14 protein-coding genes and 1 pseudogene are annotated in these 16,960 nt (G+C 75.0%); 10 read left to right on the top strand and 5 right to left on the bottom strand.

Going from position 1 to position 16,960, the window contains the following annotated elements:
• The first annotated feature begins 39 nt into the window (after nucleotides 1–39).
• Nucleotides 40–507 carry a hypothetical protein gene (locus tag D7193_RS18370; protein ID WP_120780749.1) on the top strand — a complete coding sequence of 156 codons (468 nt, stop codon included), beginning with the start codon at nucleotides 40–42 and terminating at the stop codon, nucleotides 505–507.
• Nucleotides 508–779: 272 nt separating this feature from the next.
• On the opposite strand, the gene D7193_RS18365 is transcribed toward D7193_RS18370, so the two are convergent.
• Entirely contained in the window at nucleotides 780–1,829 is a 1,050-nt protein-coding gene (locus D7193_RS18365) for a GNAT family N-acetyltransferase (RefSeq protein WP_120780748.1), read from the bottom strand.
• Nucleotides 1,830–1,908: 79 nt separating this feature from the next.
• Here D7193_RS18365 and fdxA point away from each other — a divergent pair, with 79 nt between their 5' ends.
• From fdxA to D7193_RS18340, 5 genes are read left to right on the top strand one after another with little or no spacing between them, the layout of a single operon-like run.
• Nucleotides 1,909–2,235 carry a ferredoxin gene (fdxA, locus tag D7193_RS18360; RefSeq protein ID WP_007464872.1) on the top strand — a complete coding sequence of 109 codons (327 nt, stop codon included), beginning with the start codon at nucleotides 1,909–1,911 and terminating at the stop codon, nucleotides 2,233–2,235.
• Entirely contained in the window at nucleotides 2,232–3,341 is a 1,110-nt protein-coding gene (dapC, locus tag D7193_RS18355; RefSeq protein ID WP_120780747.1) for a succinyldiaminopimelate transaminase, read from the top strand. The genes fdxA and dapC overlap by 4 nt, the downstream gene beginning before the upstream one ends.
• 16 nt (nucleotides 3,342–3,357) lie before the next feature.
• Nucleotides 3,358–4,383: a prephenate dehydrogenase gene (locus D7193_RS18350; protein WP_120780746.1), complete on the top strand. Its 1,026-nt coding sequence runs from the start codon at nucleotides 3,358–3,360 to the stop codon at nucleotides 4,381–4,383.
• A gap of 39 nt (nucleotides 4,384–4,422) precedes the next feature.
• The gene (locus tag D7193_RS18345; RefSeq protein ID WP_120780745.1) at nucleotides 4,423–5,061 is read left to right on the top strand and encodes an SIMPL domain-containing protein; all 639 of its coding nucleotides are present in this window, start codon (nucleotides 4,423–4,425) and stop codon (nucleotides 5,059–5,061) included.
• On the top strand, nucleotides 5,061–5,708 hold the full coding sequence (locus D7193_RS18340; RefSeq protein ID WP_120780744.1) for a nucleoside/nucleotide kinase family protein: 648 nt from the start codon (nucleotides 5,061–5,063) through the stop codon (nucleotides 5,706–5,708). Before D7193_RS18345 ends, D7193_RS18340 begins: the two co-directional genes overlap by 1 nt.
• Here the strand turns inward: D7193_RS18340 and D7193_RS18335 are convergent.
• The 3 genes from D7193_RS18335 to dapD form a co-directional block, all read right to left on the bottom strand.
• Nucleotides 5,685–8,303 carry a hypothetical protein gene (locus tag D7193_RS18335; RefSeq protein WP_241563178.1) on the bottom strand — a complete coding sequence of 873 codons (2,619 nt, stop codon included), beginning with the start codon at nucleotides 8,301–8,303 and terminating at the stop codon, nucleotides 5,685–5,687. The two genes, D7193_RS18340 and D7193_RS18335, sit on opposite strands and share 24 nt — an antisense overlap.
• A gap of 114 nt (nucleotides 8,304–8,417) precedes the next feature.
• On the bottom strand, nucleotides 8,418–8,975 hold the full coding sequence (locus tag D7193_RS18330) for a sugar O-acetyltransferase (RefSeq protein WP_120780742.1): 558 nt from the start codon (nucleotides 8,973–8,975) through the stop codon (nucleotides 8,418–8,420).
• Between the two features lie 105 nt (nucleotides 8,976–9,080).
• Nucleotides 9,081–10,040, bottom strand: a complete 960-nt coding sequence (gene dapD, locus D7193_RS18325; RefSeq protein ID WP_120780741.1) for a 2,3,4,5-tetrahydropyridine-2,6-dicarboxylate N-succinyltransferase — start codon at nucleotides 10,038–10,040, stop codon at nucleotides 9,081–9,083.
• Between the two features lie 80 nt (nucleotides 10,041–10,120).
• Between dapD and dapE the strand changes: the two genes are divergently transcribed.
• Entirely contained in the window at nucleotides 10,121–11,194 is a 1,074-nt protein-coding gene (dapE, locus tag D7193_RS18320; RefSeq protein ID WP_120780740.1) for a succinyl-diaminopimelate desuccinylase, read from the top strand.
• 96 nt (nucleotides 11,195–11,290) lie between these two features.
• On the opposite strand, the gene D7193_RS33730 is transcribed toward dapE, so the two are convergent.
• Nucleotides 11,291–11,455, bottom strand: coding sequence for a hypothetical protein (locus D7193_RS33730; protein WP_174242663.1), 165 nt, complete (start codon nucleotides 11,453–11,455; stop codon nucleotides 11,291–11,293).
• A 155-nt stretch (nucleotides 11,456–11,610) separates the two neighbouring features.
• Here D7193_RS33730 and D7193_RS18315 point away from each other — a divergent pair.
• The 3 genes and pseudogenes from D7193_RS18315 to D7193_RS18305 all read left to right on the top strand — a co-directional run.
• A pseudogene (locus tag D7193_RS18315) lies at nucleotides 11,611–12,441 on the top strand (LOG family protein); the annotation flags it as partial.
• Between the two features lie 135 nt (nucleotides 12,442–12,576).
• Entirely contained in the window at nucleotides 12,577–13,122 is a 546-nt protein-coding gene (locus D7193_RS18310; RefSeq protein ID WP_120780739.1) for an LOG family protein, read from the top strand.
• 150 nt (nucleotides 13,123–13,272) lie between these two features.
• On the top strand, nucleotides 13,273–16,914 hold the full coding sequence (locus tag D7193_RS18305; protein ID WP_120780738.1) for an ATP-dependent helicase: 3,642 nt from the start codon (nucleotides 13,273–13,275) through the stop codon (nucleotides 16,912–16,914).
• The last annotated feature ends 46 nt before the right edge of the window (nucleotides 16,915–16,960 follow it).

The following is a 16,960-nucleotide window of genomic DNA, read 5'->3' as shown; positions in this document are numbered from 1 at the left end:
ACCGCTCCGGGTGCGGGCGGTGGGGCAGGAGGTCGTGCGATGGACAAGCGGTGGCGCGACATCGGGGCGCTCGCCGGAGCGCTCTTCGTGGTCAACGTGGCCGCTCGGCTGATCATCCAGTTCGGCACCGACGACGGCGACGACGCCGCGGCCGACCGGGTGTCGCTGGGGATGTTCGTGCTGATCGGGCTGATCCTGGCCGTTGTCGCGTTCTACTGGGGGCGGCGGCGACCGCTCGGCGACTGGGCGGCCGACGTGGCGGGCGCCGTACTCGTGGCGTTGCTCCTGACCGTGCTGGTCGGGCCGCTACTGGTGGGCGACAGCCCGTTCGCCGGCGGCGCGGGCACCTTCTTCGCGCAGATCTGGCTCTACCTGGCCGCCACCGGCGCCGGGACGCTGGTCGGGTACCTCGTGCTCACCTCGCTCGGGCTCGACCACCGCTCGCAGAGCCTCAAGCGGTACGCCGAACTGAAGGCCGCCAAGCCCCGCAAGGTAGTCCGCCGCTAACCCGCGCGGGGACCGCGGCTCCGCGCGCGGCCCCCTCCGCGAGCCCGGCGTGGGCCGCACGCTCCGCGCGCGGCCCACGCCCCTCCGCGATCTTGCAGTTTCGGCCCCTGAGACGCGGCTTTTGCCCTGTATGCCGGGGCAGAAAGTGCAAGATCGCGGGGGTGGGGGGTGGTGATCCACTCCAGTTCCTTGATGTTGCGGGGACTGGGTTGCTGGGACACCGCTACTTCCGCGATGTGGAGTGGGTCTTGGACATGCCCGGGTGTGGCGGGTCAGTGTGGGGCGACGCGGGTCCGGTACGTGTGGTGGGTGGTGAAGCCGAGCCGCTGGTAGAGGGCCACGGCCCCGGTGTTGTGCTGCTCGACCTGGAGGAAGGAGCGCGTGGCGCCCGCCTGCGCGCCCCACTCGGCCAGGGCCCGGATGAGCCGGCCCGCGAGCCCCTGCCGGCGCGCCTGCGGCAGCACCTCGACGAGGCTGAGCCCCAACCACCGCCCCTGCCCGGTCACGGTGCCGCGGCCGATCCCCACCAGGGCGCCGTCGACGTACGCGTGAGCGAAACGAACCTGGTCCACGGCGGTGAGCACGTGCCGGGCGGCGTCCGGCAGGCCGCCCTTGCGACCGGACGCGACCGCGAGCCACTCGGGAGAGGGCACGGTGGCCAGCTCCACCACGGCCGCGGCGATGCCCGTCGTCGCCGCCCCCGCGACGCCCGCGGACGCGGTGCCGGCGGACGCGGCGCCGCCCGGCGGCCCCTCGCTCGCGGTGCCGGCGGGCGGCAGCGGCAGCGGGACGGGCGGCAGTGGCAGCGCGGCGGTCTGCACCAGCACCGGCGGGCGGCTCGCCCAGCCGCGCGCGTCCAGTTCCGCGCCGACCGGCGCGGCGAGCGGCAGGGGGGTGTTGACCATCGGTGGTAGGCCCCGCTCGGCGTACCAGCGTTCGACCGCGTCGACCGCGGCGGGCAGCGGCCGGTCGGGGTCGCCGACGGGCAGCGCCGAGTTGGCCCGCCCGGTCCACCCGTCGGCGGCGCGCAGGAGCCAGCCGCCCAGCCGGCCGCGGACCGGCGCGGGCCAGGCCTCGTCGGCGGCCAGCTCCAGCTCGATCACGGCGGCGGCGGTCGGGCGCCGGGTGGGCGGTACGCGCTTGGCCCGGTGCACCTCGTCGCGGGGTACGCGCAGGGGGCCCTGTGCGGTGGCCAGCGTGAGATGGGTCTCGCTCAGTTCGACCAGCTCACCGAGGGCGTCCGAGAACAGGGGCCGGCCTTCGCGAATGCCCACAATCCGGCGAACCACTATCCGGTGTCCCACATCCTGCTGACCCAGCACGATCGACCCCCTCCCCGGCGAGATACTAGGCTCTTACCGTCGCGGGAGATCGCGGCGCGTCTTGCGGAGGAGAAGACCGGTGACCTACATCATCGCCGAGCCGTGCGTGGATGTGCTCGACAAGGCATGCATCGAGGAGTGCCCGGTCGACTGCATTTACGAGGGCAACCGGATGCTCTACATCCACCCCGACGAGTGCGTCGACTGTGGTGCCTGTGAGCCTGTCTGCCCCGTCGAGGCGATCTTCTACGAGGACGACGTGCCGGAGCAGTGGAAGGACTACACCGGCGCCAACTACGAGTTCTTCGAGGACCTGGGTTCGCCCGGCGGCGCCTCGAAGATCGGCAAGGTGGAGAAGGACGCGACCTTCGTGGCCGCGCAGCCGCCGCGCGGTGAGGGCCACTGAACCGGCCCGCGCCGGTCTCGGCACGGCTGCCCGAGTTCACCTGGGACACTCTGGACGCCGCGGCCGCCCTGGCCGCGGCGCATCCGGAGGGCATGATCAACCTGTCGATGGGTACGCCGGTCGACCCGGTGCCCCAGGTGATCCGGCAGGCGCTCGCTGACGCGTCCGACGCCCCCGGCTACCCGCTGACCGCCGGCACGCCGGCGCTGCGGGCGGCGATCAGCGCCTGGGTCGCGCGGGCGTGCGGCGCCGGGGTCGACGGTTTCGGGGTGCTGCCGAGCATCGGCTCGAAGGAGCTGGTCGCCTGGCTGCCCACCCTGCTCGGCATCGGGCCGGGTGACGTGGTGGTGGTGCCGTCGATCTGCTACCCCACGTACGAGGACGGTGCCCGTCTGGCCGGCGCGACGACCGTCCGCACCGACTCGCTGACGGCGGTCGGTCCGACCTCGCGGGTCCGGTTGGTCTGGGTCAACTCGCCCGGCAACCCGACCGGTCAGGTGCTGCCCGCCACCCACCTGCGGAAGGTGGTCGACTGGGCCCGGGAGCGCGGCGCGGTGGTCGCCAGCGACGAGTGCTACCTGCCCCTGGGCTGGTCCGCCGAGCCGGTGTCGGTCCTCTCGCCCGAGGTGTGCGGCGGCTCGTACGACAACGTGCTCGCGCTGCACTCGCTCTCCAAGCGCTCCAACCTGGCCGGCTACCGGGCCGGCTTCGTGGCCGGTGACCCGGCGCTGGTGGCCGAGCTGCTCAAGGTGCGGAAGCACGCCGGCATGATCGTCCCCGCTCCGGTGCAGGCCGCCATGGTGGCCGCCCTCCAGGACGAGCGGCACGCCGACGAGCAGCGGGAGCGCTACCGCGCCCGGCGCGAGGCGCTCTACCTCGCGTTCACGGCGGCCGGCTTCACCGTCGAGCACTCCGAGGCGGGCCTCTACCTGTGGATGACCCGGGGCGAGGACTGCTGGACGACGGTCGACTGGCTGGCCCGGCGGGGCATCCTGGTCGCTGCGGGGGTCTTCTACGGCCCGGGCGGCGCGCAGCACGTCCGGGTGGCGTTGACCGAGTCCAACGAGCACGTCGCGGCGGTCGCCGGCCGGCTCGCCGAGTCGTAGCCGATCGAGGTCTCCGATGGTGGACGGCTTCGCGGGGCGGCTGAGGGTCGCCGTGGTGGGCACCGGTCTCATCGGCGGTTCGATCCTGCTCCGCCTGCACGAGGCCTACCCGGACGTGACCGCCTGGGACCCGGATCCGCAGACGCGGACCGAGGGGCGCGAGCGGGGGGTGCGCGTCCTCGACGACCTCGGCGAGGCCGTCCGGGACAGGGACGTCGTGTTCCTCGCCGGCCCGCTCCCGACCCTCCCGGAGACCCTGCTCACGGTGGCCAAGCAGACCGGTGACCGGTGTGTGGTCACCGACGTGGGCAGCACGAAGGGCTCCGTGGCCGCGTTCGCCGCCGCGCACGGCCTGACCGACCGGTTCGTGCCAGGTCACCCGATGGCCGGCACCGAGCGGTCCGGGCTGACGGCCGCCGTGCCGGCGCTCTTCGACGGGGCCGCCTGGGTGCTCTGCCCGGCTCCCGAGGGGATCGGGCCCTTCCGTACGCTGGCCGGCCTCGTGGTGGACGTCTTCTCGGCCCGGGTGGTGCCCATGTCCCCGGCCGTGCACGACTCGGTGGTGGCCCTGTCGTCCCACATCCCGCACCTGCTGGCGGGCAGCCTCGCCGGCGCGGTGGCCGGGACGGAGATCCGCGACGCCGTGCTCGGCCTGGCCGCCGGCAGCTTCCGGGACGGCACGCGGGTGGCCGGCACACCGGCGAAGCGGACCGCCGACATGCTCTTCGACAACCGGGACCAGGTGGTCCGGCAGTTGGGCCGGGTCAGCGCGTTCCTCGACGGGTTGGCCGACGCGCTGCGCCGGGACGACCTGCCCGCCCTGGTCGAGCGCTACCGGCAGGCGCAGGGGCTGCGCGACTCCCTGCTGGCCCGGGAGCTGGAGGCGTGCCGGAAGGAGTTCCCGGTCGGCGGCGACCACGCCGCCGAGGTGGCGTACCTGCTGGAGCTGGGGGCGGCCGGCGGGTTCCTGACCGGGTGCCGGACCGAGGGCGACGTGGTGACGTACACCGGGCACCGGCCGATCGGCACCGGGGCGGGATGAGCGCGGGCGCGGGTGACCGGCCGCGACTAGGGTGAGGGCATGGCGGACGGGCCGGTCGTGACGGTACGCGGCGAGGCGTACCGGGAGGTGCCTCCCGAGTTGGCCCGGTTCACGGTCACCGTGACGGCCCGCGACCGGGATCGCGAGACCACCCTCACGAAGCTGGCCGAACGCGCGGCCGCGGTCCGAGTCCTGCTCGACGGCACCGGGTCGGCCGTCGACCGGCGGGAGACCGGCGACCTTCGGGTACGGCCCGAGACCCGGCGCGCCACCGAGCGGGTGGTGGCCTGGCACGGCGCCGTCACGACGACGGTCACCGTCAGCGATTTCACGGCCCTCGGCGAGCTGATGCTGCGGTTGGCCGACCAGGACCAGGTCGAGGTGGCGGGGCCCTGGTGGTCACTGCGGCCGGACAGCCCCGCGTACCGGGAGGCACGGCACGCGGCGATCACCGACGCGCTCGACCGTGCCCGGGAGTACGCCGAGGCGCTGGGCGCCCGCGTGACCGCGCTGCTGGAACTCGCCGACACCGGCAGCGAGCGGCCCATGATGGCGCGGATGGCGTACGCGGGCGGCCCGGAGGGCGGCACGCCGGAGCTGGACCTCGACCCGCAGCCGCAGCCGGTGCACGCGGCCGTGCAGGCGCGGTTCGCGATCAGCGAGCCGGTCCTCGGCTGATGGGCGCGGCACGGGTGCTCTCCGTCGAGGAGCTGGTGGAACGGGCCCGGGCGTTGGCCGCGGCCGGGCCGCGCCAGCTGCTCGGCATCGCCGGCGCCCCGGGTGCGGGGAAGTCGACGCTCGCCGAGCGGATCGTCGCCGAGGTCGGGCCGGCCGCCCGGCTGGTGCCGATGGACGGTTTCCACCTCGCCCAGGCCGAGCTGCACCGGCTGGGGCGCGCCGAACGCAAGGGCGCGGCCGACACGTTCGACGCCAACGGCTTCGTCTCCCTGCTGCGCCGCCTCCACCGGCTGGAGCCGACGTCCGTCTACGCTCCGCTGTTCCGTCGGGACCTGGAGGAGCCGATCGCCGGCGCCATCGAGGTCCCGCCGGAGGTGAGCCTGGTGGTGACCGAGGGCAACTACCTGCTGCTGCCGTTGACCCCGTGGGACGAGGTGCGGTCGCTGCTGCACGAGGCGTGGTTCCTCGACCTGGACGCCGAGCTGCGGCTGCGCCGGCTCACCGAGCGGCACGTGGCGTACGGCCGCTCGCCGGCGGAGGCGCGGGCCTGGGCGACGGGCACCGACGAGCGCAACGCGGCGCTCGTGGCCGACACCGCCGGCCGGGCCGACCTGGTGGTACGGCTAACCGACCCCCTGCCGGGGTGACGGCACCCCGCGCCGCAGCAGCCGCGCGACGCGCGCCCGTTCCCGCTGGAACTCCGCCGCGTCCGGATAGCCGCTGTGGTTGCGGATCGGCGGGTCCGCCACCTCGCCGCCGCTGGGGTGCAGCGCCTCCGGATCCTGGACGGCCAGGTCGCGCTCGCCCGCGTTGACCGGCCAGCCGAGCGGGTCGGTGTCCCGCCAGAAGTTGGTCCACCCGGTCCAGCCCGGCGGGGTGGTGAGCGCCTCGGCCAGCGCGGGCAGCCGGTCCGGCCCGAAGTACGCCGGGAAGACCCGCCCGTAGAGCCGGGTGAGCTGGCAGCCGTACGAGAAGTACCAGATCCGCCACCGCCACCGGGCCGGCAGCTGGAGGATGACCGCCGCGCAGATCACCGTGCCCTGGCTGTGTCCGGACAGGATAATGCCGTCCATCCGGCGGGAGTCGTGCTCGGTGAGGGCGAGCAGCCCGGCGATGCGGGTCTGCAGCTCGGGCACCGCCCGCTCGGCGTAGCTGGGCGGGGCGAGCGGGTGGGCGGCGCGCGGCCAGAACGTCCCCACGTCCCAGATCACCCCGACGGTGCGCCGCACCGTGTCGTTGCGGTAGACCAGCGCGCCGATCGCGGCCACCAGCGCCGGCAGCCAGCCGAGCATCGAGTCCCCGACGTCGGTGACGACCTTCACGACCGCGGCGGCGTCGGTGGGATCCACGGGGTGTGGCCGGGTGTGCGAGAGCGCGGCGGCGCAGCCGACGGCGACCAGCACGGTGCCGACGACCGCGTAGCCGCCGACCAGCCGGATCGCGTACTCGCCGACGAGCCGGTGCAGGGCCTGGAAGACGCTCACGTCGCGGCAGCGGCGCAGGTCGTGCAGGGACAGGTCGTGCTCGGGCGGCACCAGGTCGGCGTACGCCTCCCGGCGCAGCCGCTGGAAGAGCACGCCGGCCCAGGCGAGGACGACGGCGAGCGCGAGGAGCGCCACCGCGAAGGCGAGACCCGTCCACAGCACCGGGATCGGGGGGATGACGGTGGAGCGCCCGCTCGGCGTGGCTCCGTTGTTGAGGCGGTCGGACACCCAGTAGAGCAGGCCGGCGCTGTTCGCGATGCAGAGCACCCAGCCGGCGCCGGCGATGACGGCGGGGCCGCGGCCACCCCAGGCCACGTCGGTGTGCGGTGGCAGTGGCTGGACGTCGGCGGCGGTGGGCGTCCGGGGCAGTGCCAGCCCCACGGCGGCGACGGCGACGGCCGGTACCGCGAGCATCCACAGCTCCAGCGGCTCGGGCGCGTCCGGCAGCGGCGGCAGCCAACCGTCGACCCAGCAGACGCCGACCACCAGCAGCAACGCGGCGGCCGCCGGCGCGACGAGCGCCCGGCGACCGGACCGGGCCACCGCCCCGATGGCGATCAGCAAGAGCAGCTGGCCCAGGCCCAGCCAGGCGACGATCCAGTCGTACCCGGGCAGCGACCGGTCGGCGAGGCAGCCGGGCACGCCGGGCTCGTGGGTGCAGCCGACCGGCGGGCGCAGCTGCGCGAGCGGGACCCCGGCGGGCCCGTCGGGCAGCAGCAGGACGACGACGGTGCCCGCCACGGCGGCCGTGGCGAGCGCCGCGACCGTCGCGCTCCACCGGCCGAGCGGTGCGGGGCCGACCCGCCGGGTCAGGTACGGCCGGCTCAGCGCCACCACGGCGATCAGCAGCACCGCCCCGCACGCGGCGACGGTGGGCCAGGCGACCACGGCCCGTACGCCCCGGGGTGGGTCCATGGCCAGGACCGTGCCGAGCGGCACGGCCGCGGCGACGACCGCGCCGGTGCCCAGGTGCAGGACGGCGGACCGGCGCAGCTGCCCCTCGCCGCACCAGAACGTGGGGTCCTGCAGCGGGTTCGTCGGGTCCGGGGGCGGTGGCTCGGGTTCCGGAGGCGCCAGCGGGGGTTGGTGGACCGGGGGCGTCGGGGCGGGAGCCGCGGGGGCACGCCGGCGGGGGAAGAGCGCGGTGCCCGGGCCGGTGGGGATCTCGGCCTCGTACTGGTAGGTGCGCCACGTGACCAGGCCGAGCACCGCGAGCAGGCCCAGCGGGGCGAGCAGGCCCACGGCGAGGGCGCGTGCCCCCTCGCTCCACCAGCCGTGGCTCAGGAACTCCCACGGGCCGGGGATCCGGCCGAGGCAGGCGTCGTCGACGCACTGCCAGCCCACCAGGTCCACGCCGACTCCGGTCACGGTGACGACCATGGTGCAGGTGAGGCTCAGGCAGAACAGCCGGATCAGCCAGGCGGTGACACCGGACCGGCTGGCCCACCGCTCCCGGTCGGGGTCCGCCGGTATCCCGGGCCGGGCGTGCAGGGCGACGTTGGCGAGGGTGAACGGCAGCAGCAGCGTCCACAGGGCGCGTTCCACGTCCCGCGCGGTCCGCGCGCCGGACGTCAGCTGCCCCCAGCTGTACGCCTCGACGACGAGCGGGTCGTCCGCGCCGCTCCCCGGGGCGCGGTAGAAGCCGGTGACCGTCCCCCCGGCGACCCGTCGCGGCTGCGGCGGTTCGCCGTCGGGAGGCATTCCGAGGGTCTGCGCCGGGGGTGTGTTCGACACCCCGTGCACGCGAAGCTCGAGCACGCGACCGCTCATACCGCCTCCCGGTGAAGCTGTCACTACCCACAGTGCCGGGTGATGGACCGCTCCGCCATCGGTCGAAAGAGCCGTTCGTGCAGGTGAGAGGCTTGATCGCGTTTACTGCACGGGGCGTACCGGCCGGGCCGGGTTGCCGAGAGCGACGACGCCGGGCGGTAGGTCGCGGGTCACCACGGCGCCCGCGCCGACGACCGTGTCCGCTCCGACGGTCACCCCCGCCAGGACGATGGCGCCGCCGCCCAGCCAGACGTTGTCGCCGATGGTGATCGGCTTGGCCGCCTCCCACTTGGCGCGGCGGGGCTCAGGCTCCACGGGATGGGTGGGGGTGAGCAACTGGACGTTCGGCCCGACCTGGACGTCGGCACCCAGGGTGATCGGCGCGACGTCCAGGAAGACCGCGTTGAAGTTCACGAAGGACCGTGGCCCGATCCGGATCCGCGACCCGTAGTCGCAGTAGAACGGTGGGCGGACCCAGGTCTCCTCGCCCACCTCGCCGAGCAGGTCGCGCAGCGCCGCGAGACGGGCCTGCGGGTCGCCCGCCGGGCTGGTGTTGAAGCGTTCCATGAGGCGGACGGCCCGGTCCAGCTCGGCGACGATCTCCGGGTCGTCGGCCTGGTACAGATCGCCGGCGAGCAGGCGTTCCTTCATGGAGGTCACCGGCCGATCATCCCGAGCCCCGGCACGACCCGCCACCGACTCGGGTCTTCAACACGCGAACGGGACTCCGGGCCCGCGGTCGGCCGCGGACCCGGAGGGGACGGATCAGTCGTTGGCGTGCAGCGCGGCGTTCAGCTCGATGCCCCGGCCGGTGCGCGGCTTCGCCTCCAGCGCGCCGGTCACCGAGTTGCGCCAGAAGAGCAGGCCGTCCACGCCGGAGAGCTCCCGCGCCTTGACGACACGGCCGTCCGGAAGTGTGATCTTCGACGCCGCGGTGATGTAGCAGCCGGCCTCGACCACGCAGTCGTCGCCTAGCGAGATGCCGACGCCGGCGTTCGCCCCGACCAGGCTCCGCTCGCCGATGCGGATCTTCTCGGTGCCGCCGCCGGAGAGCGTCCCCATGATCGAGGCGCCGCCGCCGATGTCGGACCCGTCGCCGACCAGCACACCCTGCACGATCCGTCCCTCGACCATCGAGGTGCCGAGCGTGCCGGCGTTGAAGTTCACGAAGCCCTCGTGCATCACGGTGGTGCCGGAGGCCAGGTGGGCGCCGAGGCGCACCCGGTCGGCGTCGGCGATGCGTACGCCCGAGGGCACCACGTAGTCGGTCATCCGGGGGAACTTGTCGACCCCGTACACGGAGAGGTGCCGGCCGGCCGCGCGCTCGATGACCCGCAGCTCGTCCACCCGCTCCGGCGGGCACGGTCCCGCCGAGGTCCAGGCCACGTTCGCCAGCTTGCCGAAGATGCCGTCGAGGTTCAGCTCGCCCGGCCGCACCAGGCGGTGGGAGAGCAGGTGCAGCCGGAGGTACGCGTCCGGAGCGTCCTTGATCGGGTCGTCCAGCGAGCCGATCACGGTGACCACCTCGACGCTCCGCACGCCGGGCAACGCCCTCTCGCCGACCGCCGCGGGCGGCAGGTCGAGCACGTCCGCCTTCTCCTCGCCGGGCACCAGCGGGAGCTCGCCGAGCCCCAGCTTCCCGGTCGGGTACCAGGTGTCGAGCACCTGGTCGTCGCCGGTGACGGTGGCCAGGCCGATGCCCCAGGCCGATCGTGCGGACGTCACTGCTTCACCTCTCGTTCGCCGGTCGGGAGGGCGGAAGCTCGCTCCGCGCCCCCACCGGGTCTGACGGTACCGTGCGAACCATGGAGAACCCGTTGACCCCCGAGGTCCTCGCCGATCCGGTGGCGCTGACCCGCGCCCTCGTCGACATAGAGTCCGTCTCCCTGAACGAGAAGGCGATCGCCGACTGCGTGGAGGAGGTGCTGCGGGGTGTGCCGCACCTGGCGACGTTCCGCCACGGCAACACCGTGATGGCGCGTACCGACCTCGGCCGGGCGCAGCGGGTGGTGCTCGCCGGGCACCTGGACACCGTGCCGCTGAACAACAACTTCCCGTCCACGCTGCGGGGCGACCTGATGTACGGCTGCGGCACGTCGGACATGAAGTCGGGTGTCGCGTACGCGCTGCACCTCGCGGTGACGCTGCCCGACCCCCGCTACGACGTCACGTACTTCTTCTACGAGGCGGAGGAGATCGAGTCGAAGTACAACGGGCTGCGGCTGGTCGGCGAGGCGCACCCGGAGTGGCTGGAGGCGGACTTCGCGGTGCTGCTGGAGCCGACGTACGGCATCGTCGAGGCCGGTTGCCAGGGGACGATGCGCGCGATCGTCACCACGCACGGCGAGCGGGCCCACGCGGCCCGGTCCTGGCACGGGGTGAACGCCATCCACGGTGCCGGGGAGGTGCTGCGCCGGCTGGGCGCGTACGAGGCGCGCCGGGTGACCATCGACGGCTGCGACTACCGGGAGGGCCTGAACGCCGTCCGGATCACCGGTGGCGTCGCCGGCAACGTCATCCCTGACCGCTGCGAGATCGAGGTCAACTACCGGTACGCCCCGGACCGCGACCCGGCGGCGGCCGAGGAGCACCTGCGTGAGGTCTTCGCCGGCTTCGACCTGGCGGTGACCGACGCGGCGGCCGGTGCGGCGCCCGGCCTTGACAACCCGCCGGCGCAGGAGTTCCTGGCCGCGGTCGGCGCCGCGCCGATCGGCAAGCTGGGCTGGACGGACGTGGCCCGGTTCGCGGCCATGGGGATCCCGGCTCTGAACTTCGGCCCGGGTGACCCGAACCTGGCCCACCACAAGGACGAGCACGTCGAGATCAGCAAGATCCGTGACGGGGCCGCGACCCTGCACCGGTGGCTCGCGCCGGCCTGAGGCGGAGACGCGAGCAAGAGGTATGCGTCGGCCGGGACGGGCCCGGTGACGCACACCTCTTGATCGGCGCTCGCTGCTCGATGCGCGGCCGGCGGGTCAGACCGCGGCGGTGTCGGCGGCCGGCCGGACGTCGGCGGGATCGCCGGTCGGCTCGCCGCCGGCCGGCTCCAGCTGACGGGCGCGGCGGCGCTCGGCCACCACGTCACGGATCCGTCGCTGCATCTGGCGACGGATCCGGATCATCTCGCTGTTGGTGATCACGCTGGCTCCTCCCCCGAAGGCGCGCGCCGGGGCATACCCGGTATGTGAATAGTAAGACGTACGGGCGACCGATTTCGTTGCCCAAGATCTCGAACTATTTCTCCGCGTTCTCGCCGCCCGCACCCGACCGGTGCGGCTCCACTACGGTTGCTTGCATGAGCCAGAGCAACGGGCGGGAGACCAGCCGGTCGCCGCGGCAGGAGCGGCACCGGGGCGCGGTCACCCTGCGACGGGACGCGATCCCGAACACCACCGCCGACCAACGGCTGCTGGACTCGCGTGGCCGTGGCGACTGGAAGACGAAGGACGCCTGGCGGGCGCTGCGGATCCTCTCCGAGTTCGTCGAGGGCTTCGACACGCTCGCCGACCTCCCGCCCGCCGTCAGCGTCTTCGGTTCCGCCCGCAGCGGCCCCGACAGCCCGGAGTGCCGGATGGCCGAGGACCTGGGCGGCGCCCTGGCCCGCGCCGGCTACGCCGTCATCACCGGTGGCGGGCCCGGCGTCATGGAGGCCGCCAACCGGGGCGCCAGCGAGGCCGGCGGTCTCTCCGTGGGGCTCGGCATCGAACTCCCCTTCGAGCAGGGCATCAACGACTGGGTCGACCTGGCCATCGACTTCCGCTACTTCTTCGCCCGAAAGACGATGTTCGTCAAGTACGCCCAGGCGTTCGTGGTGCTGCCGGGCGGGTTCGGCACCATGGACGAGCTCTTCGAGGCGCTCACCCTGGTGCAGACCGGCAAGGTCACCCGTTTCCCCGTGGTGCTCATGGGTGTCGACTACTGGCGTGGGCTGCTCGACTGGCTGCGCGACACCATGGCGGCCGGCGGGAAGATCGGGCCGGTCGACCTGGAGCTGATCTGCCTCACCGACGACGTCGACGCCGCCGTCCGGCACATCATCGAGGCCGAGGCGGCGCTCTCCGCCGAGCAGGACGCCGTCCGCGAGGAGGCGGTGGCGCGTACGGCCGCCGACCAGCGGGACGCCGCCGCGCAGCACGCGGCGGCCGAGGGGCGGGGCCCCGCACCGGGGGATCGCGCCGGGGCGGCCGCCGTCCCGAACGGAGTCGCCCCGGCCGACGTGGCCGAGCGGATCGACGCCGGCGAGGGCGGGGAGGGCTGAACGATGGCCGCCATCTGCGTCTTCTGCGCCTCCTCCCGTACGCTCGACCGCCGCTGGCTGTCCCTCGCGGCCGACACCGGCGCGGAGATCGCCCGGCGCGGGCACACCCTGGTGAGCGGCGGCGGCTGCGTGGGGATGATGGGCGCGCTCGCCGACGGCGCCCGGGCGGCCGGCGGGCCGACGGTCGGGGTGATCCCGCAGGCGCTGGTCGACCTGGAGGTCGCCGACCTGAAGTCGGACGAGCTGCTCATCACCGACTCCATGGCCAGCCGCAAGACGCTCATGATCGAGAAGTCCGACGCGTTCCTCACCCTGCCGGGCGGGCTGGGCACGCTCGACGAGCTGTTCGAGGTCTGGACGACCGCCACCCTCGCCCTGCACGGCAAGCCGATGGTGCTCGTGGACGCCGACGGGTTCTACCGCCCGCTGCTCGACTGGCTGGCCGCGCTCACCGACCAGCAGTTCCTCAAGCCGGCCGGTCTCGGCCTGCTCACCGTCGTCGACTCCGTACCCGCCGCCCTGAACGTCCTGGAGTCCCACCTGGCTTGACCCCCACCGGCCCCCCCGTTCGCGGTTGATCATGAAGTTATTGCCCTCGGCATCGGCGTGTCGCGGCAACAACTTCATGATCAACGGAGTAGAGGCGAGTAGAGGCGAGGGGTGGGGCGGGGTGTCGGAGGGGCGTGGTGGGATGAGGTGATGCAGGCGTACCGGTTGGTGCGTCGGCCCGCGGGGCCGACCCAGGGGCTCGGTCGGCCCGCGGGGCCGACCCAGGAGCTCGGTCGGCCCGCGGGGCCGACCCAGGAGCTCGGTCGGCCCGCGGGGCCGACCCAGGAGCTCGGTCGGCCCGACGGGGCGACCGAGGGGGACGCGCTGCCCGCGGGAGCAACCCAGGGGGACGCTCGGGCCTCCGGGGGGTGGCGGGCCGATCCGGTGCAGGCCGAGGTTATCGGGCACACCGACGGGCCGATGCTGGTCGTCGGCGGGCCCGGCACCGGCAAGACCAGCACCCTGGTCGAGGCGGTCGCCGCGCGGGTGGCCGAGGGCGTCGACCCGGAACGCATCCTGGTGCTCACGTTCGGCCGCCGGGGCGCCACCACGCTGCGTCACCGGATCGAGGCCCGGGTGGCCCGCGACGGCCACCGGGTGCTCCGCGAGCCGCTGGTGCGCACCTTCCCGGCGTACGCGTTCGGGCTGCTCCGCCGGGCCGCCGCCGAGCGGGGCGAGCCGTCTCCCCGGCTGCTCACCGGGCCCGAGCAGGATCTGATCATCCGTGAGCTGCTCGACGTGGTCGGCGAGGAGCCGGAGGACGACCCGGTCGGCTGGCCGGACGACCTGCGCCCCGCGCTGCGCACCCGGGCCTTCGCCGCCCAGCTGCGCGACCTGCTCATGCGCGCCGCCGAGCGGGGGGTGGGGCCCGTCGAGCTGGCGCGGCTCGGCGAGAGGCTCGGCCGCGCCGACTGGCCGGCCGCCGCGCGCTTCCTGCGGGAGTACGTGGCGGTGCTCGCGCTGCGGGACGTGAGCAACCGGGGCTCGATCGCGTACGACCCGGCCGAGCTGGTGCGTGCCGCCACCGGGCTGCTCCGCGACGACGACGAGCTGCTCGCCGCCGAGCGGCGCCGGCTGGCCCACGTCTACGTCGACGAGCTGGCCGACACCGACCCGGCCCAGCTCGACCTGCTCGACGTGGTGGCCGGCGGGGGCAAACCGTTGGTGGCGTTCGCCGATCCGGATTCGTCCACGTACGCGTTCCGCGGCGCAGACCCGGCCGCCGTCACGACGTTCCCGCACCGGTTCCGCACGGCCTCCGGCGCCCCGGCCGCCCAGGTGCTGCTCACCACCTCCTACCGGGCCGGCCCGCATCTGCTGGCCGCGACGGGGCGGCTGGCCGCGCGGCTGCGGGGCCCGGCGGCGCACCGCCGGCTGCGCCCGCTGCCCGACGCGCCGGCCGGCACGGCGGAGGTGCACACCTTCCGGTCGGCGACCAGCGAGGCGGCCTGGCTCGCGCACACGCTGCGGGCCGCGCACCTGCTGGACGGGGTGCCCTGGTCGCGGATGGCGGTGCTGCTCCGGTCGACCGCCTTGCACCTGCCGCCCCTGCAACGGGCGCTGCACGCGGCCGGGGTGCCCACCGTCGTGCACGGCGAGGACCTGCCGCTGCACCTGCAACCGGCGGTCGCGCCGCTGCTCCTGCTGCTGCGCTGCGCCCTCGATCCGGTGCGGCTCGACGAGGAGGCGGCCGTCGCGCTGCTGCACTCGCCGCTGGGCGGCGCCGACCCGCTGGCCGAGCGGCGGCTGCGGCAGGGCCTGCGGGCGCTCGCGCTGGCCGGCGGCGACCGCCGCCCGTCGGGCGAACTGCTCGTGGAGGCGTTGGGCGATCCGGCCGAGCTGGCCGGCATCGACCGGCGCTGGGCCGAGCCGGCGCAGACCGTGGCGGGGCTGCTGGCCACCGTGCGGGAGGCGGCGGCCCGCCCGGGTGCCACGGCGGAGGACGTGCTCTGGGCGGTGTGGCAGGCCAGCGGGCTGGCCGAGCGGTGGGCAGGCGCGATCAGCCGGGGCCGGCCGGCAGCCGGCGAGGGGGACCTGGCCCGGCGGCGCCGGGCGGAGGCCGCCGATCGCGATCTGGACGCGGTGATGGTGCTCTTCGACGCGGCGGCCCGGTTCACCGACCGGCTGCCCGGTGCCCGCACCGAGGTCTTCCTCGACCACGTTCTCGGGCAGGACCTGCCGGCCGACACGCTCGCACCGACCGCCGACCGCGGTGAGGCGGTCCGGCTGCTCACCGCGCACGCCGCGAAGGGCCTGGAGTGGGACCTGGTGGCGGTGGCCGGGGTGCAGGAGGGCGTCTGGCCGGACCTGCGGCTGCGGGGCAGCCTGCTCGGCTCCGAACGGCTCGTCGACGTGCTCGCCGGGCGTGCCGTCGGCGCGGGCGGTGTGGCCACCGTCGTCGGCCAGACCTCGGCCCTGCTCGACGAGGAGCGGCGGCTGTTCTACGTGGCCGTGACCCGGGCGCGCCGCCGGCTGCTGGTCAGCGCGGTCGCCTCGGCGGCGGTCGGCGGCGACGACCACGAGGAGCAGCCCAGCCGCTTCCTGCACGAGCTGGGTCCCACCGACCCGCCGGCCCCGCCCGGCGGCGCGGCGCCACCGGGCCCGCGCCCCACCCCCGACGGCGGCCCCGCCGGCGGCGGCGCAACCGATCCCGACGTGGCCGGCGCCGCGGGCGGCCCCGAGGCGAGCACCGACGGGGACCGGTCCGACACGGACGGTGCCGCGGACCGGCCCGCGGCGCGCACCGACGCGGGCGCGCCCGAGCCGCGCGACGCGCTGCCGGTCACCCGGCCGCCCCGCGCGCTCACCCTGCCGGCGCTCGTCGCCGAACTGCGTACCGCCGTGGTCGACCCGGCGGCGTCGTACGCCCGGCGGCGCGCCGCGGCCGCCGAGCTGGCCCGGCTGGCCGCCGCCGGAGTGCCCGGGGCGCATCCCGACGACTGGTGGGGGCTTCGCGGGCTCTCCGACGACCGGCCCCTCGTCGACGAGGGCGAGCCGGTCCGGGTGACCCCGTCGGCCATGGAGAGCGCGTTGCGGTGCAGCCTGCGCTGGCTGCTGGAACGGCACGGCGGCAGCGCGCCGGCCAGCACTGCCCAGGGGGTGGGCAACCTGGTGCACGCCGCCGCGATGCTCGCCGAGGACGCGAGCGCCGACCGGGGGGCCCTGCTCGACTACGTGGCCGCCCGGTTCGACGCGATCGAGCTGGCGGCCCGGTGGATGGTGGGCCCGGAGCGGGACCGCGCCGAGGCGATGGTCGACAAGCTGCTGCGCTGGCTCGCCAGCAACCCGCGCCGACTGCTCGCCATCGAGCACGAGTTCGCCGTCCGCCTGGACGACCCGCGCCGGCCCGTCGAGCTGACCGGCCGGGTGGACCGGCTGGAGGTCGACGCCGAGGGGCGGCTCGTGGTGGTCGACCTGAAGACCGGCAAGTCGACGGCGGTGACGGGCAGCGACCTGGCCGAGCATCCGCAGCTGGGCGCGTACCAGGCGGCGGTGGAGGCGGGCGCGTTCGCCGACTTCGGCGAGGAGTCCGGCGGGGCGGCCCTGGTGCAGCTCGGCACCACGGCCAAGGACGCGAAGGAGCAGAGCCAGCCGCCGGCCGGGGAGGGGCCGGAGGCCGGTTGGGCGACCGCGCTGGTGCGGCGTACCGCCGATACGATGGCCGCCGCCACCTTCGCGGCCGTCGCCAACTCGAAGTGCCGGGTCTGCCCGGTGCGTACGAGCTGCCCGGTCTCCGGTCAGGGCCGTCAGGTGGTCGAGCCGCCGGCCGCCCGCCGCCCCGAGCAGGCGTAGCCGGCGACGGTGCGAGGAGTGAGCGTGCCAGTCCCGCAGTCGCGTA

This window comes from Micromonospora costi (assembly GCF_003626655.1).
GTDB lineage: Bacteria > Actinomycetota > Actinomycetes > Mycobacteriales > Micromonosporaceae > Micromonospora > Micromonospora costi.
This window is presented reverse-complemented; position numbering and strand designations above follow the sequence as displayed.

Coding starts and splice junctions, on each gene's coding strand:
- D7193_RS18370 (WP_120780749.1), top strand. CDS start 40: ATGGACAAGCGGTGGCGCGACATCGGGGCGCTCGCCGGAGCGCTCTTC.
- D7193_RS18350 (WP_120780746.1), top strand. CDS start 3,358: ATGGTGGACGGCTTCGCGGGGCGGCTGAGGGTCGCCGTGGTGGGCACC.
- D7193_RS18345 (WP_120780745.1), top strand. CDS start 4,423: ATGGCGGACGGGCCGGTCGTGACGGTACGCGGCGAGGCGTACCGGGAG.
- D7193_RS18340 (WP_120780744.1), top strand. CDS start 5,061: ATGGGCGCGGCACGGGTGCTCTCCGTCGAGGAGCTGGTGGAACGGGCC.
- dapE (WP_120780740.1), top strand. CDS start 10,121: ATGGAGAACCCGTTGACCCCCGAGGTCCTCGCCGATCCGGTGGCGCTG.
- D7193_RS18310 (WP_120780739.1), top strand. CDS start 12,577: ATGGCCGCCATCTGCGTCTTCTGCGCCTCCTCCCGTACGCTCGACCGC.
- D7193_RS18305 (WP_120780738.1), top strand. CDS start 13,273: ATGCAGGCGTACCGGTTGGTGCGTCGGCCCGCGGGGCCGACCCAGGGG.